At 57.0% G+C, this 15458-nt stretch carries 19 protein-coding genes and 3 pseudogenes; 11 read left to right on the top strand and 11 right to left on the bottom strand.

What is annotated here, in order from left to right; all coding sequences use genetic code 11:
• Positions 1 to 21: 21 nt before the first annotated feature.
• From trbF to IVA95_RS15440, 4 genes and pseudogenes are all read left to right on the top strand, one after another.
• Entirely contained in the window at positions 22 to 699 is a 678-nt protein-coding gene (gene trbF, locus IVA95_RS15455) for a conjugal transfer protein TrbF (protein WP_247511234.1), read from the top strand.
• Between the two features lie 38 nt (positions 700 to 737).
• Positions 738 to 1673, top strand: coding sequence for a P-type conjugative transfer protein TrbG (gene trbG / locus IVA95_RS15450; protein WP_247511233.1), 936 nt, complete (start codon positions 738 to 740; stop codon positions 1671 to 1673).
• A complete protein-coding gene (locus IVA95_RS15445) occupies positions 1673 to 2866 on the top strand; it encodes a TrbI/VirB10 family protein (RefSeq protein WP_247511232.1) in 1194 nt (397 codons plus the stop codon). Before trbG ends, IVA95_RS15445 begins: the two co-directional genes overlap by 1 nt.
• 5 nt (positions 2867 to 2871) lie before the next feature.
• Positions 2872 to 3113: pseudogene (locus tag IVA95_RS15440) on the top strand (DUF2274 domain-containing protein).
• Here the strand turns inward: IVA95_RS15440 and IVA95_RS39025 are convergent.
• Together IVA95_RS39025 and IVA95_RS39020 are read right to left on the bottom strand one after the other, a co-directional pair.
• Positions 3086 to 3679 (bottom strand): LysR family substrate-binding domain-containing protein, encoded by a 594-nt coding sequence (locus tag IVA95_RS39025; protein ID WP_346658011.1) that lies wholly within the window; start codon positions 3677 to 3679, stop codon positions 3086 to 3088. The pseudogene IVA95_RS15440 and the gene IVA95_RS39025 overlap by 28 nt on opposite strands.
• Entirely contained in the window at positions 3606 to 4235 is a 630-nt protein-coding gene (locus tag IVA95_RS39020) for a LysR family transcriptional regulator (protein ID WP_346658009.1), read from the bottom strand. The genes IVA95_RS39025 and IVA95_RS39020 overlap by 74 nt, the downstream gene beginning before the upstream one ends.
• Positions 4236 to 4509: 274 nt before the next feature.
• Between IVA95_RS39020 and IVA95_RS15430 the strand changes: the two are divergent.
• The 3 genes and pseudogenes from IVA95_RS15430 to IVA95_RS15420 all read left to right on the top strand — a co-directional run.
• Positions 4510 to 4671: pseudogene (locus IVA95_RS15430) on the top strand (TRIC cation channel family protein); the annotation flags it as partial.
• 220 nt (positions 4672 to 4891) lie between these two features.
• Positions 4892 to 5122, top strand: coding sequence for a hypothetical protein (locus tag IVA95_RS15425; RefSeq protein WP_247511231.1), 231 nt, complete (start codon positions 4892 to 4894; stop codon positions 5120 to 5122).
• Positions 5123 to 5364: 242 nt separating this feature from the next.
• Entirely contained in the window at positions 5365 to 5571 is a 207-nt protein-coding gene (locus IVA95_RS15420) for a hypothetical protein (protein WP_247511230.1), read from the top strand.
• A gap of 120 nt (positions 5572 to 5691) precedes the next feature.
• On the opposite strand, the gene IVA95_RS15415 is transcribed toward IVA95_RS15420, so the two are convergent.
• Positions 5692 to 6243, bottom strand: coding sequence for a DUF488 domain-containing protein (locus tag IVA95_RS15415; protein ID WP_247511229.1), 552 nt, complete (start codon positions 6241 to 6243; stop codon positions 5692 to 5694).
• 3 nt (positions 6244 to 6246) lie between these two features.
• Positions 6247 to 6699, bottom strand: coding sequence for a GreA/GreB family elongation factor (locus IVA95_RS15410; protein ID WP_247511228.1), 453 nt, complete (start codon positions 6697 to 6699; stop codon positions 6247 to 6249).
• A gap of 613 nt (positions 6700 to 7312) precedes the next feature.
• Between IVA95_RS15410 and IVA95_RS15405 the strand changes: the two genes are divergently transcribed.
• Positions 7313 to 7582, top strand: a complete 270-nt coding sequence (locus IVA95_RS15405; protein WP_247511227.1) for a hypothetical protein — start codon at positions 7313 to 7315, stop codon at positions 7580 to 7582.
• Positions 7583 to 7853: 271 nt separating this feature from the next.
• Here the strand turns inward: IVA95_RS15405 and IVA95_RS39015 are convergent.
• Positions 7854 to 8036, bottom strand: a pseudogene (locus IVA95_RS39015) (hypothetical protein); the annotation flags it as partial.
• 177 nt (positions 8037 to 8213) lie between these two features.
• Complete coding sequence (locus IVA95_RS15400; protein ID WP_247511226.1) at positions 8214 to 8729, bottom strand: hypothetical protein; 516 nt, start codon at positions 8727 to 8729, stop codon at positions 8214 to 8216.
• Between the two features lie 593 nt (positions 8730 to 9322).
• Here IVA95_RS15400 and IVA95_RS15395 point away from each other — a divergent pair.
• Positions 9323 to 9805, top strand: a complete 483-nt coding sequence (locus IVA95_RS15395; protein ID WP_247511225.1) for a universal stress protein — start codon at positions 9323 to 9325, stop codon at positions 9803 to 9805.
• 312 nt (positions 9806 to 10117) lie between these two features.
• Here IVA95_RS15395 and IVA95_RS15390 read toward each other — a convergent pair whose 3' ends face one another.
• Entirely contained in the window at positions 10118 to 10387 is a 270-nt protein-coding gene (locus IVA95_RS15390) for a hypothetical protein (protein ID WP_247511224.1), read from the bottom strand.
• A gap of 181 nt (positions 10388 to 10568) precedes the next feature.
• Between IVA95_RS15390 and IVA95_RS15385 the strand changes: the two genes are divergently transcribed.
• Positions 10569 to 11420: a LysR family transcriptional regulator gene (locus IVA95_RS15385; protein ID WP_213256955.1), complete on the top strand. Its 852-nt coding sequence runs from the start codon at positions 10569 to 10571 to the stop codon at positions 11418 to 11420.
• A 60-nt stretch (positions 11421 to 11480) separates the two neighbouring features.
• Here the strand turns inward: IVA95_RS15385 and IVA95_RS15380 are convergent, their stop codons facing one another.
• The 4 genes from IVA95_RS15380 to IVA95_RS15365 form a co-directional block, all read right to left on the bottom strand.
• Positions 11481 to 11870, bottom strand: coding sequence for a PAS domain S-box protein (locus tag IVA95_RS15380; protein ID WP_247511223.1), 390 nt, complete (start codon positions 11868 to 11870; stop codon positions 11481 to 11483).
• A 58-nt stretch (positions 11871 to 11928) separates the two neighbouring features.
• Positions 11929 to 12294, bottom strand: coding sequence for a GreA/GreB family elongation factor (locus tag IVA95_RS15375; RefSeq protein WP_247511222.1), 366 nt, complete (start codon positions 12292 to 12294; stop codon positions 11929 to 11931).
• Between the two features lie 337 nt (positions 12295 to 12631).
• Entirely contained in the window at positions 12632 to 13060 is a 429-nt protein-coding gene (gene rnk / locus IVA95_RS15370; RefSeq protein WP_247511221.1) for a nucleoside diphosphate kinase regulator, read from the bottom strand.
• A gap of 654 nt (positions 13061 to 13714) precedes the next feature.
• Positions 13715 to 14401 carry a hypothetical protein gene (locus IVA95_RS15365; RefSeq protein ID WP_247511220.1) on the bottom strand — a complete coding sequence of 229 codons (687 nt, stop codon included), beginning with the start codon at positions 14399 to 14401 and terminating at the stop codon, positions 13715 to 13717.
• A gap of 450 nt (positions 14402 to 14851) precedes the next feature.
• Here IVA95_RS15365 and IVA95_RS15360 point away from each other — a divergent pair, with 450 nt between their 5' ends.
• On the top strand, positions 14852 to 15268 hold the full coding sequence (locus tag IVA95_RS15360; protein ID WP_247511219.1) for a universal stress protein: 417 nt from the start codon (positions 14852 to 14854) through the stop codon (positions 15266 to 15268).
• Positions 15269 to 15458: the final 190 nt, after the last annotated feature.

The following is a 15458-nucleotide window of genomic DNA, read 5'->3' as shown; positions in this document are numbered from 1 at the left end:
GTCTTGTATGTCGAGATCAACATGTTCAAACGATCGGCCGTTCACTATGGCCGCACACCTCAGCCGGTTACGCCTTACCAAAAAGCCGCGCAGGTTTGGGATGACCGGATCGGCTCGGCGCGTGTCCAGGCCAGGAATTGGCGCTTGATGGCCTTTGGTTGTCTGTTCCTCTCTGCCGGCTTTGCCGCTGCGCTCGTCTGGCAGTCGGCACAGGGGTCCATCACGCCGTGGGTCATCGAGGTCGATCGTCTCGGCGAAGCAAAGGCGGTCGCACCGGCAACCTCGGCTCATAAGGCAACCGACCCTCAGATCGCCTTCCATCTCGCCCGCTTCATCGAACATGTTCGCGCCCTCCCCATGGACGCCATCGTGCTACGCGAGGATTGGCTTCGGGCGTACGATTTCACAACCGATCGCGGTGCCGCCGCGCTAAACGACTACGCCCGCAACAACGATCCGTTCACGAAAGTCGGGAAGATCCAGGTCGCCGTCGAAGTATCCAGCGTGCTCAGGGCTTCGCCCGACAGCTTCCGCATCGCCTGGATCGAACGCCGCTACGAGAACGGCCAACTCGCGACCACAGAGCGGTGGAGCGCCATCGTCGGTGTTGTCGTCGAACCGCCGCGCGATATTGATCGGCTGCGCAAAAACCCGCTTGGCATCTACGTCAACGCCATCAACTGGTCGAAGGAGTTTTGACAGTGATGCGGAGAAATCAACGTTCACTGCGAATGAAAATGGGGAATGGGTTTTCGGCTCTCCTGATCTGCGCCTATGCGCTCGCGGGGTGCACGACATTCAAACCTCCGCAAATCAGTTATGACGACGAAATCCCGCCGCTGCCCAATCAGCCAGCGCTTGCGGACGATCGGCCGCGTCCTCTTCACGTGCCCCCTGCTTGGATGCCGGCACGCGGTGGCAAGGAAAAGGAAGCCGAGGCGCCACTTGACCGAATCGAAAGCGCCAACGACGCGGCCCGCGTTCAGCCTCGGAAGGCAGGGTATTTCAACGCGGTTCAGGTGTTTCCCTATAGTCCGGGCGCGCTTTATCAAATCTATGCGGCGCCAGGACAGATCACCGATATCGCCTTGGAGCCGGGCGAGCAATTGATCGGCTCGGGACCCGTGGCCGCCGGTGACACGGTGCGCTGGGTCGTTGGCGATACCGAGAGCGGCAGTGGCGACACACGGCGGGTCCATATCATGGTCAAGCCGACACGAGCCGCCATCGAAACCAACCTCGTTCTCAACACAGATCGGCGGACCTACCTGATCGAGCTGCGCTCGCGTGAAAAATCATACATGCCGTCGGTCTCCTGGTTCTATCCTGAAGACCGAGCCGCGCGTGGTCGTGCGCTGCCGCCCAAGCCCTTCATTCCAGACCCTGCCCAACGGCGATATCGATACGCTTTTGAGGGCGACAATCCTCCCTGGCGCCCCGTCAGCGCCTTTGACGACGGTCGCAAGGTCTACATCGAGTTCTCGCCCGGCATCGGGCAAGGCGAGATGCCGCCGCTGCTTGTCATCAACTCGGACGGAAAGACCGGGCTCGTCAACTATCGCGCGTTCGGCAACGTCCTGATTGTCGACCGGCTGTTCGCAGCCGCCGAACTGCGGCTGGGGGGCGAGGACCAGCAAAAGGTCCGCATCATCAGAACCGACGGGAGATCTTGATGAGCAATACCGAACAGGGGGCCACAAACGGGGCGGGTGTTCGGCCGGCGCCCGAGGCGGAGATGGCGAGTTCTTTCCGGTTGCGGCCGGAGCGCCCGCACGTCACGCGAGTCTCGCGCAAAGCGCTGATTGGAGGCACGGCTTTAGCGCTCACCCTCATTTCCGCTGCCGTTTTCCTGGCGCTGCAAACACGCGAGAAGCGGGCTCCTGCCTCGGACGAACTCTACTCAACCGATCACCACAATGTGGCAGACAAGCTTGCGAGCTTACCCAAGGACTACGGCTCAATTCCGCCGGAAGTGCCGCGACTGGGACCTCCTTTGCCCGGTGATCTGGGCCGCCCGATTGTCGCCGCACAAAACCAAAATAGCCCACTTGCGGTCGATGCCGAGCAGCAACGGATCAATCAGGAGAGTGAGGCAGCTCGCACCAGCAAAGTCTTTGCGAATACCGTTGCGCGCTCGTCACGTGGCCCAGCGACGTCAAGCGAGAGCGCAGGTGGGGCCACTTCAACCGACGATGCCTTTCTTCAGAACGGTCAAGACCGCAAACTTGCGTTCGTTAATGCTCCAATCGACCGACGAACCACTAGTCCTGAGCGATTGGTGAAGCCCGCCTCGCCCTTCGTGGTTCAGGCTGGGACCATGATTCCCGCTGCGCTCATTACTGGAATTCGTTCGGATCTGCCGGGCCAGATCACAGCGCAGGTAACCGAAAATGTGTATGACACCCCGACGGGACGAGCTCGCCTTATCCCACAGGGCGCGCGGCTGATCGGGATCTACGACAGCCAGGTCACGTTTGGCCAATCACGCGTGCTTCTGGTTTGGACGAGGCTAGTCATGCCGGATGGTCGATCCATTGTGCTGGAACGACAACCGGGAGCCGATGCTGCCGGGTATTCCGGTCTTGAGGACGAGGTCGACAACCACTGGAAGGAACTGCTGGGAGCGGCCGCGCTCTCAACCCTGCTCGCCGTCGGGACTGAGGTGAATTCAGGGACGGATGTTAGCGACACAAACAGCGCTATCATTCAGGCCTTGCGGCGAGGGGCAGGAAACTCGATCAATCAGACTGGCCAGCAGGTGGTGCGGCGCAATCTCAACATCCAGCCGACGCTGACGATCCGTCCGGGATTTCCGGTACGGGTGATCGTCAATCGCGACCTCGTGCTCGAACCTTACAAGGGTTGAAAAGGATGGCTAAGCTGAAACTTGGCGCCATCGCTGACGACAAGCCAGTGAAGTTGACGATTGAACTCCGGCAGCGGTGCATCGGGATATCCTTGCTTACGCGGAGGTGCTTTCAAAAGAAACCGGCCAACCTGCGCATGATCCAGCAAGGCTGATCGCGCCGATGCTGGCGCGATTCATGGCGACGGACCGCGCTTTTGCAAGATCACGAAGGACGTCTCACGGGGCCACCGGACCGAAGGGATAGCGCTCGGCAAGCAATTTTAGGAGATTTTGGAGGGCAGGGTTTTCATTGTCTCCCCGCCAGACCGCTGAAAAGCCGATGCGACTCGGCCCCGTTCCGTCGCGCAGCTCACGATAGACGAGACCGGAAAAGTTGGCACCGATATCGGATTCCAGTACAAGACTTATGCCAAACCCCACGGCGATCAAGCTCTTGATGACGCCACGGCTGACGTCATGGCGTTCGATACGAGGCCGGTGTTCAGGGGAGATGAGCTTTGCGTTCAGGAGATCCTCAAGCTCGCGCCCGGGATCATAGTGACTGAGCAAAACAATCTGATGCTGCAGATCTGTCCAGTAGATGACTTCGCGCGCAGCCAAAGGATGGTCACTCGGCAGAACGATTAGAATTCGTTCACTCCAGAGTGGAGTGATCTTGCTATCGAAGGGCTGCTGGTCGCCTGTTATGATGCTTACGTCGATAACTCCGTTGTGGAGCGCCGTTGTAAGCCGCGTTCTAGATCTCTCGACGGTAACGAGTTCGACCTGCGGGAATAGCTTCTTGAAATCGAGTAATTGTCGCGCGCAGATTGCCTGCCGTCAGCGAGGTACAGAACCCGATAACGAGACGACCGGCTTCGCCAGATCCCTTCGCTCTTGTTGATGCGATAAGTGCCTCGATCTGTTCCAGTATCGAGCGCGTCATGCGCAGAAAGTGACGACCCGCCGGCGTTGCGCGAACGCCACCGCTTGACCGTTCGAAGATGACGACGCCAATTGAGTGCTCGAGAAGCTGGACAGAACGGCTGAGCGTCGATTGCTTTATCGACAACGCATGGGCAGCTTGCCGAAAACTCCCGTAATCTGCCGCAGCGACTGCGTGTTGAAGCCGACTGAAAACAATAGTTAAGCGTCGGCCTCCGACAGGCAGGCCGGCAAAATTCGTTTCGTCCATATGATCAACACCATTGTCCTTATGCTGCGTCGCCCCGGGATCGTGCAGAACATTAAGACAATTTCGGGTTGTGATGCCGCCTATTTCGTGGATAACGGAGCAGGCGATCCATCCGCGGCGCTCGAGATAAGGCAGAGCAGACCCGTTTTTCGGGTCGGCAAATTCGATGCTTACGCCGATAGCCCCCAACACATGAAAGGCCGCAGTGGGCGCCTCGTCAGCAGGAATAGATTCGCCATACGGACGTGGCGTTATCGCGTGTCGTTTAGGAATGCGAATGATATAATTATTAGATGTAGCCCAGCCAGCGCCAGAACGTCGTGCTGCGTGGAAACATTGATCGTTGCAGTGCGGGTTTGGCTGGTGGCGGCTGCGGGTGGCATTTGCTATTTCTGATCGGCGCGGGAGATGTAGAGGACGACTTCACCTCACATGGGCCGCCGACCCACGATGAACATGCTGCTTGATGCTCGACCTAATCGGGACCTTTGTCTTCGCGCTCAGCGGTGCCACCGCTGCCGTCAAGCGCCGGCTCGACCTGTTCGGCGTTCTGGTGCTGTCGTTCGTGGCGGGGAATTTCGGAGGTATCACCCGCGATCTGCTGATTGGCGCGGTCCCGCCCGCAGCGATCAGCGACTGGCGATATCTGGCCGTTTCCCTTTTGGCGGGCGTGCTCACCTTCTGCTGGTTTCCCGGCGTCGACCGGTGGCGCAACTCCGTCCTCCTGTTCGACGCTGGGGGACTGGCGCTCTTCGCCGTGTCCGGCACCCAAAAAGCGCTGGCCCTCGGCATGAATCCGGTTATGGCGAGCACTGCTCGGCATGGTGACGGGAATAGGCGGAGGCATGGTGCGCGATGTCCTTGTCGCCGTTCCAACCGTGCTGCGCGCCGATCTTTACGCCGTTGCCGCTTTGGCCGGTGCGGCGGTGGTGGTTGCAGGCGCCCTGCTGCACATTCCCTCAATCGCGACGACGATTGCCGGAGTCGCACTCTGCTTTGGACTTCGCCTGATGGCGATCCGCCGTGGGTGGCAACTCCCGACTGCCCGCCCTCGCAAGCATTTCGAGAAAGAGCCTTGAGCTGCGGGACAGGGCACGGTGGCCGGAAACAAGGCGGTGAGATTGAGAGTGCTGCCGACTACTGAATTCTCGACCTGTTCCAAGAGACAAAAAACGCATCATTCCTTCAAGCGGCGAGACCTGAATATGGGATCCCAGATTAAAATGACAGGACGCTTGATTGCGGCCGCGCGCGCCTTAACGGGAATTAGCCGCGAGGATTTCGGGGAGCTGCTGGAATCCCGGCCGAAACCACAGCCCTGATGGAGGCGAACGGCAGCGCCTGGCTCCATTCGGAAGGCGACGTCCAAGCTGTAAGCCGGGCCTTCGAGAAGCTCGGAGTCGTCGTCGTCGAAGAGGATGGCAGTATGGGGGCCAGTGTCGGATTGAAATTCACTCGCCAGGACGTCAAACAGATCAATCGACTGGAAGGCGAAGACGGAATCGTGCGTTCGGACGACGCGCCCTGACGTCTGGTTCGTGATGGCTGAACCGAGCTGCGCGGCCGGAAATGCCCGCGGAACATCCGATGGCAGAGAGAGTTCAGGCCTTGCCTTTGGGTCTGACAAACGAAATCAATTAGCGCTCAATTATCTTGTTCTGGGAAAAGGAGGGCGGGCATAGGACAGCGTGCCGTCTGGTGACAGTATAGCCCCTCGAGTGAGGGATGCTGGCACAACGTGGTTGGTCCCTAAAATATGGAATACCGTCTCGCCGGTCGTGATGAGGTAGTCGGCAATTATTCTTCGATGGCATCGCCACCAGACGGTCTCAGCACACATTATTGCAGAAGTGGTCCCGTGCCCAACTTTGCGAAGCTTGGCGAGGCCGGACCGAAACTCATCGCTCATGGCGTAGTCCGCATAATTGTGAAAGCTTCTATTTTCCCAGAATGCATTCACGTCCGCGGGCACGTCTCGCTTCTTGCCACGGAGTCCCCCCAGCTCGGTGATATGTTCATAGCCAATTTGTAACTCGGACAAAGCGTTAGCGAACCGCGCGGCGTTATACTGGGGGTTGGTCAGTGAGCGCGGAATGGTTCGAACGTCGACGACAAGCTTAACCTCGTGCGGTCTCAGCAAATCCACGAACGGAACGACAGAGCGGGTCGAGTGCCCGATTGTAAAAAATCGATGCGCCATGTTTCAAATCTTCCGTCCGACTGCGGTACTCCTTTCATGGCCACTCCTTTGCCGAACTCGCACTTCAAGAACTGCGAGGCTACGCTCTCTTCCTTGCTCGGTCCAACGGATCGACTGCCCCGGTCCAAGACCGATCAGCGCACTTCCTATTGGACTTAGCACTGAAATGCAGCGGCCGCGCAGAGTCTCTTCCGGGAAGACAAGTTGAGCTTGTTGAATTCGTGCATCTGCGTGATCGACGAATTTTACGTCACAGCCGAGTCTTACGACCGAATTCGGTGCGATATCGTCTGGTGCAACATCCGCGCGCTCGATTTCCTCGCGAAGAAAACAGGCAGTGTCCATGTCGACTGTCGATGGCGCGGCGCCAAGCAGCGCGAATAACCGTTCACGGTCCGATGCCGTCAAGACGATGGACGGCCGCTTCTCAGCGTGATCTCGCTCGACGTCGCTCATGGTTGCTCCTTTCACAACGATCGTTGCGATCGAGCTAACGGGCTTTATCTCGCCAGGAATACGATCTCAGCCGGCCTGTTTCCAAACGACGCAATGGTCCGCGAACAGCGGGAGCACACCTTAGAGAAGGAGCATTCGAAGGGATGAAGTGTAGCCTCCGAACTACGACGAACTACGGCGCGAGCGCGAAGCGAGCGAGAATCAGGGCGTCGTGGGATGCTCCGGCCAAGCAGGATTTCAGAACGACCGCATCGTTGTTAGCCTCATCACGCGCTGCAAAAACGATTGTAATCGGCTCCTTGAGCGAGGGTACGAAGTTCGCCGAGCTGGTCTTGATGCCGATGTATTTCTTCCGAGTAGCGACGTCGAAACGTGCAATCCTTGGCCCGCGGATCGATCGCAGCATCTGCTTACCTGACCCCGCGCGGCCACACAGCCGGTCGACCAGTATTCGAGTGCCGTCGCTCGAACCAGCGCGGGATCGTATGCCCGCTTTAGCTTGATGTTCTCGGCAGTAATCCTCTTACTCATCGATACTTCTCCAGTATCGCCGATATCTTAGTCCGCTCCAATCCCTCGGGACGATCGTGTCACCGCGTGTCCCTGTGCAGCCATGCTGACGCTGGTGGCCGGAGCGCTGGAGTCACTGGTCGACTTCTGCATGTTGTTTGCCGATATGGCGACCGATATAAATAGCATCCAGCCGACCATCCAAAACGTCAACCTGCCAGTGTCGTCGCCGGCCCAGAGTGGGCTGGAGTGGAGGCGACTATGCGAAGGCAGAAGCTTGATCAAACGAGCCGCCAGGATGCTCGCCTCAGATGGCGACCATCGCTCGCTATTCGATTTCCATATCTTCGCGGCGAGGCTGTTTATCGCCTGAGCCTTCGGAAGCTGTGTCAGGCGAGCTGCCTCCTGCCAGGGATCAACGTCCTGACGTGCGAGCAGGGACAAGACGCTCAATGTCATCTCATCTGTCTCCGAAAGCGAAGCGAATAGGAAAGCGTCATACTGGGATTCGAGACCAGAAAGTTCGGTCATGTTGCCTCCCACTCTCGAAGGAGATGTCTGGTTGCCGTTGCCCTATCGGGTCGTCCAGCATCTTGCGAGTTCTCGGCAACATCTGACAAGCGATAAATAGTGACAATTCATATTCAAAAAATTGGTAGACGCTTCGCTCGGACCTTCCGTGGAGTGACGTTCTTCTTTGTTCGATCTGCAGCGCTGGGGGACCTTGCTGAAAAGCGAGTTATCTTTGGCGGATCGCTTGCTGGGAATGTGGCCTCCAGTTCCTCATCCAACTGACGGTCCAGTTCTCTCTTTTCCCGTTCTGAGGAAGTTTCCTTTGCGGTCATTGAAATCTCTCCATCCATTTTCATACATGTAGTGCCGTATGATGTGCCTTGGTGGGGGGCCAGTCATTGGATTCAACGCTGGATTTGAAGCGCCGTTCCGTGACCGACCATTCCGCACCAAAACTAGACGGAAATCATGAAGATGGGAGTCGAGGCGAACTAGGTGAGAAACGTCTCAAGCTGCTCGACCTGTTTACGGTGTAGCAGCAGCAGGTACATAAGTTTGGCATTTAGTTTTGAATCGAAGATGTTCAGGACGGCATCCTCGATCATATCGGCCAGCCTAGCCTGATTGCGGATTGCGAATGCGATCATTCGGCGGAGGCTGCATTCTACGTTCGGATGGGCGGTTCGCCTATTGTGACGAAGCATGCCGGCTCCCGTTCTCGTGGCAATCTCCTTTTTGAGAAGGATGCAAATTGCCCCCTGAGCCAGCTCGGATTCAAAAGCGAGGTCTGCAACATGAGAGTCAGCCGCGCCTCCGATCGCTGCATATGCCGTGACACCGATGCGTTCACTTTCAAGGAGTTCCTTGAGAAAATTCAGCACCTCTTCTTTGGACCAATAACCGAAGTAGCTGGGGTCACCTGCATTTATTTCGCGCGGAGAGGATGCGCATGTCTGGATTGTGTCTTCATCTAAATAGGCTTGTTGGGGTAGCCGGGCTTTCCGCATGATTTCGTTTCCCTGCAAGAACGAGATGAGGATCGGCAGCCTGATTCTGGGCCCTCTATTGCTTGGCGGCCGCGCACAACTAGCTGCTCCTTAGTCAAATTTCACAAGCGAAAATTATTGCCACTTTGCATCAAGGAAGTTGTTGCCTAAAAATGGATCGGAATAACGCGGTTCGTGATCTGCGTATGATACGCAGTAGGCGTTTTCGAATCTCGGTACCTGGGCAGGCGGGCGTGAATCGGTCGATGGCGCTAACTATCCATCCGTGATGAGGTCAGGTCCGTACCAACTCTGTGCCCAAGCAATCTTCGTATCAATAGAATCGATACTAAGTCGCGATACTTTTCGTTTGTCAAAATCACTTGCGAGCATACGTTGATGACAACGTTACGTCCGCGATCTGTTCATCGGGGCCAGGACGCAGGCGGTGAGGGCCTAGATGACAAAGACTTCCTTTCGAAGATCCGGCGAGTTCTCCGCCCAGGACGATAAGCGAGGCCATGGGCGTTCTTGAAAGTATCAGCAACCTGGCCGCCGGTGCCGTGGCAGAGGGCGCAACCGTCTGTTTCAAACGTATGAGAGAGGAAACTCGCATGTACCAGAAGATTCTCCTGGCATTCGACGGCTCCCCTGACGGCCGCGAAGCGCTGGTTCAAGCCGAGAGCTTGGCATCAGCATGTGGTGCGACGGTTCATCTTCTCGCGATCATCGACCCGTCCGAAAGCATGCTTGTCGTCGAGGCAATGCCGTTCATTCCCGACAATCAGCGTTTTGTAATCCAGACCGTACTTGATGAGGGGGTGAAACGTTTGCAACGCGCTGGATGCACTGCAACCAGCGAACTCAAATACGGCAATCCAGCGGAACAGATAATTCTGTCGGCAAGAGAGATAGACGCGGATTTGATCGTCGTTGGTCATCGGGATCAAGGGACGCTTGCGCGCTGGTTGAACGGCTCAGTAGGCGAATCGATCTTGCATCAACTTCCGTGCAGCCTGCTCGTCGCCGTAAAGTCCGAGCAAAGGGCGAGTAACGTCACGCCGATTCAGCAACTGAAGGAGCGGGGGAAAAGATGATGAACCTCACGCTGGAAGGCCCAGTTACTCGGCGCGGTGGTGGTACGACGGTGAGACGTCTGAACGACGCAGCACCATTTTCGACGTTAGTAATTCCGGGAGTACCTCAAAGCAGTGGGGTCAAATTGGATCGAGCGGGATGCTGGATATGGGCGATATGGGCAACGTGTTCGTAGTCATACGCCTAGTCATGGTCTTCTTCACGGTCATGCCGGCCATAATCGACCATTTGGGTAGTGCGGCGACGTGACGACGGGTGATGGCCCTGTTGGCTGACGCCGAGGGCTGTCATTGATCAGCAAAACCGGGAGGCTACTCGGCGGGCGGCTCCTCCCGCCTTGTCCTGAACGGATCGGCTGCGTCGTCGTGACCGCTGCGGCTGCTGAAGAACATCAGGGCCATCAATCCGCACCCGACGAGGAGCGAAAAGAAGGTTCCGAGACCAAGGGCGATCCAGCCATGCTTATCCATCACGGCGTCGCCAGTCGCGTTCCATACCGACGTAGCCCAAAAGCCCGTGAGCATCAGCAAGGCCGTCAAAACGACGATAATGGCGATCTGGCCAAGGCTAAGGCTTCGCATGGGTGGCGCCCTTTCCGTTCTGTCCCCAAATAGGCGAGCTGAGCCATCAGGGAAAGCATCCGTTCCTCAGGGGCGCGCTCGCTCGACCAACGGCTTCTGACGGTCAACCTTCTCACCCAGCGATGTAGCATACAAACGAAGTTAATTGACGCTTGAGTGCATTTTTCATGTTAGATAGGTCATGGACATCGAACTGGCCCGGACGTTTCTGGAGATCGTCTCGACAGGGAGCTTCATCAAGGCTGCCGACCGACTGCATGTCGGTCAAACGACCGTCAGCGCTCGGGTACGCTTGCTTGAGCAACAGCTTGGGCGCCCTCTTTTTATCCGGAACAAAGCCGGAGCGTCTCTGACTCCAGCCGGAGAGCAATTCCTACGTTTCGCACCAAGCTTTGTGCAACTCTGGCAGCGCGCGCGCCAGCAAGTGGCCGTGCCCGCCGGACATCGCGCCGTCCTTACGGTGGGTAGCGAGGTCAGCCTGTGGCAGCCTCTCTTGCTCAATTGGGTTCGGCGGATGCGACGCTCACACTCGGACATTGCTCTTCGCGTACATGTTGACGTCCCACAGGATCTAATCACTCACGTAGCCGCGGGGATGGTCGATATCGCAATAATGTATGCGCCTCAACACCGGCCAGGACTTAAGATCGATCTGATAATGGAAGAGGAGCTTGTCCTGGTGACGACGGATCCAAAGGCAGATTCATTGGATACTTCGCGATATATTCTTGTTGAATGGGGACAGGAATTTTCTCTTCACCACGACGTAGCTTTTCCCGAGATTACGCCAACTCTCGTGACAAATCTTGGCCCTTTGGCTCTCAATTACGTCCTTTTAGAAGGAGGAGCCGGGTATTTCAGAATGCACGCTGTGAAACCGCACCTGATATCTGGAGAACTCCACGTCGTGCCTGGAGCGCCTAAGTTTTCGTTTCCGATTTACGCCGTTCATTCTGCAAATGTTGATGAAGCTACGCTTGCTTCAGCGTTAGCGGCGCTACGGGAAGTCTCGACGGCTGAAGCGAAGGAGTGAGGAGGCCGAACGTGTCGGCGACCATTCCAGACGCAACGCGTAGCATGGCTACCGTTCCTCTCAGGTCGTGCGGGCTGCGGAACGCTCTCGCTCGACGCGGTCCGTGACGTCGCGTGCCATGGCGACCGAACCCAACACTTCGCTTTCGTCGCCTTTGACGACAGCGAAGGTCATCTCGACGTAGAGTTTGCGTCCGCTTTTGTGCAGCGCCCGGGTCAGCGTCGGACGGCCTTGAAGCTTCATTACGCCCTTTGTCATCGCCGCGTTGAAGCCGCTCCAGTGCGCAGCGCGCAGATGCTCCGGAATGATCAGGTCGAGACTTCGGCCGAGTGCTTCCTCCGGGACGAAGCCAAACAGACCGATCAAAGCGCGATTCCATCGGACAATTTCGCCCGATCGGTTCGCGTAGATGACGGCATCGGAAAGTTGATCGACAATTCTCTCAGCCAAGAGCCGGTCTTCCATGGGTAGCCTCGCGGGTCGGGTCAACACCATCTGTTGCCGGCATTTACCACATGGGCCTTTCGAGTTGCGCTACTTGCATATCGGCGAGCGTTGGCGACCTGGCCGCGCTCGGCGTGGAACGAAGGACAGTTACACTGCGTCGATCTCCGCTTGCGGTACACCATTCGATCGAGGAGCCTTCCGATAGTCCAATCAAGGCTGCTCCTAGCGGGCTCAGTACCGAAACCGCGTTCGGTTGCGTGGACGCTCCGTCTGGTAGGACGAGGACTATTCGCCTGTTCGCGCCGGCGACGTTGTCGCGCACATCTACATATGAGTTGATACCCACAACATTCGCTGGAAGGTGATCATTAGGGACTATTGTCGCTCGATAGATCTCCCGTAATAGGTTTGAGGCAGCCGGCGCCATGCGACCACGGAGGTGGCAACAGCATACAGCTTCTCTCGATCCGCCTCTGAGATAATGACCGGGGGAAGTCTCACGGGATGATGGTAGTCGGGGGTATCCATTTTCCAGACTCCTTTCATATCCGCCACGCAATTCTCGCTTACCATTCACTTTCTGCAAGCGAAAAAAATTGCGCCTCAGGATCAAAACAGTTGATGCGATCCTCGAGACCGGCAGGTTGATCGACGATCAGAAAGCGTTCAGATTGGCCGCGAAGCCAACCTCAATGCACTCGGCCAGTCTATGCATGCACCGCTTCCGTGCGACGAGTTTACAACGTCGCACGGAAGGCATCGCGTCAACGCCAATGGAGCTTGCGGACCGAGACTACGGTAAGTTGCCGCGTCTCTCCGAGTGGCGTTTTCCACGTGATCGAGTGTCCGGTCCGCAGGCCAATTAGGGCTGTTCCGACCGGGGTCATCACGGAAATCTTCCCTTGTGAGATGTCAGCTTCGTCAGGATAGACGAGCGTGACCTGGCGGACACGTCCCGCTGTATCATCGCGAAATTCGACGTCGTCGTTCATACCCACGAAGTGGTCCGCTATTTCGTTCCGGCTCAGCACGTGCGCGCGGCCGATCTCCTCGGCCAACTCAGACGCCAGATCAGGCAGCCTGTTCCGTGCCGCATGTGCAAGCGTGGAAAGCCGATTGTAGTCCTTTGCCGAGAGGATGATCGCAGGCTTGACGTGGCTCCTCGACGTGGTGACTGTCTTCTCAGTCGTCATCTCAATCTCCCCAATCCATGCTCGCCATGTCGCCGTTCGTGCTGCATAAGCATTGACGGTCGGACGGCAGTAGCGGATTCATCCTGTTACCTTCATCTTCCTTGAGGCGGTCTGCTCTCACCGGGCGACCTGTGCGGCGTCTGGTGTTTGCTACCGGCTAATGGCTTGTCGAGCGTTGGTCCGACGATCAGCAGTCAGCGCTTTGGACTTCGCCTGCTGTGATTCCGACGAGGTCTCTCCGCGCCAAATCCATCGGGGTCAAAAAACAAGACGAGGCCTAGCCATAAAATCAGGACAGTCGCTGTTAACATTAACAACATTGATATCATCACTCCTCTTTCGCGCGAGCTACGACCGTTCCGCCCGGCAGGCGTACAGCGCACGCGTACCGGCGGATCGAGTAGGAGGCATTGGAAATTGGATAGAACTGTCCCGGCCGGCGTAAGCCGCCCGGGCTAGCTGCCAGCTTGCAGCAGGCCCGCGCGAGATTGTAAGTGGTGCGCTTTAGACATCGTCATACCCACGAGCTAATCATGAAATCAGAAAAGTCAATTCTGGCGCTCAGATGCCCTCAGTTCGTGCCCTGACAAGAGGTGATCACGGCGACGATCCGTATTTCACTTCCACGCTCGCACAGATCGTCTGTGCCGAAGATCAGGAAAACCTATCGGCAAATTGCTTTGCTAGAGCGTCAGCGGTAGCATCGGCAATTTGGTAGATGTGGTTTTTCATCTCTTCCCAGGTGTGAGCCTCGGCTTCATACTTCCGATCCTTCAATTCTTGGATCTGCTGGATGTGATGACCACCATGGGCCAAAAGAAGGTTGTTCACTGCATCCTTCGGCAAATGAGGATTGGCCTTGCTTAAGAAGCCGGCAATCTCCTCGGCGTTCGACGTCAGAGACTGAGTTGCCGTGCCTTGCTTGGCAGCGTCGTTTGCGACCGTCGCCATAAGATAGGCCTTTACAGCACCATAGTGACCCGCGAGGAGTTTGAAGAAGGTGTCCTTCGCGGCTGCTCCGTAAAATGGTTCGATGGTCGCGGCGATCGATCGCGCGTTGGTGACGGCTTGTTGCTCTGCTATTTTTGCGGCGTCGTCGCGCTTTTCGATCGTGGTTATCGAAACTTCTCTTACCCAGAAGATGTGTCCGACCCAAAGATCTCGAAGAACCGCTGCGGTCTCGAACGTTTTATCAGTCCGTGTCTTTCTTTTGGCGGAGTGAGAATGTCTGCTGGCCGCGAAGGCACTTCCGGAGATCGGCACCAACGCTGCGATAGCCGCACCGACGGTTACAAGCTCGCGACGATCGGTGAGGGCGTATCGTATTTCGTTCCGTGACATTGAAGCCTCCTCAGGCGGATCAGCACCGTTTGGCTTGAGTGGTTTAAGAGCCTGTATTTCACCAAGGGTAGGATCGGACAAACGAATTTAATTGTGATTTCAATTCATGATTGTTGCTAACCCTGGCCCAAAGACGCTGCTGAAGCGCCGTGGCACGGGTCGTGGCGCCGAGCATTTTGGCCACGACGACCAGAGAACTAGTAGTATGGTCGAAATCCAGAAAGGCGTCGCGAGTTGTCGAAGCCGACATGCCGCGCAACTGCACGTGCAAACTGCCGCATAGGCAATCTGCACGCCATGCCAAGAAGGCAGAGCGACAACGCGTCTTGTCGTCTCGTAGAAGGATGGCGTTTAGAATCGGACGGACCAACTTATACGAAGGGCAATCAACAGGGTGGCGCTGGGTCTCTTGATGGGTAGACCTCGGCAATCTTCGTTAGGAGCGATCGTATGAAAATCCTGGCAGCAACTGATTTTTCCACACGGTCCCAGCGGGCGTTGCGTCGAGCTGGCCAATTGGCTCAGGCCGAGGCCGCGGACCTCGCCATCATCCATGTAGTGGATGATGATCAACCGCAGGGTCTCGTCGAGATGGAGGCGCGGGAGAGCGAACGCATGCTTGCGGAATTGATCAGCGCAGTGTCAGAATTGCGCGACGTGCGATGCCATCCTATGGTCGTGATGGGCGATCCCTTCGACGCGATCGTGCGGACGGCTGCGGCCCAAGCGGCTGATCTTGCTGGCGGAATTCTTCTTCCATATCGCGGATCATCTGCGCCGTGGAGCCGTGTGGGAACTCTTTCGCCAGCTCGCGGCATCTGGCGAGTTTGGCTTCTAGCGTCTGCTTTTCCCGAATCCGATCCATAACTGTAGGACGGCAGGACAGGGCGAAAGTTCAAATCAGGCGACTGTTAATTTCAAACTAGGTCAATTGCGTCCATGAAAGAGGCCGCCAACTGGGCACGAGCTCAAAGCGCCGGTCTGCCGTGACGTCGTCCCGCAGCGCGGTCATGAAAGCCCGCAATCGCTTTTCATGCACGGCCGTCTGATCGGTGGG

Origin of the sequence: Bradyrhizobium sp. 157, from assembly GCF_023073815.1 — a bacterium.
Classification (GTDB): Bacteria; Pseudomonadota; Alphaproteobacteria; order Rhizobiales; family Xanthobacteraceae; genus Bradyrhizobium.
The sequence above is the reverse complement of the archived record's forward strand: the minus strand, read 5'-3'. Positions and strand labels throughout refer to the sequence as shown.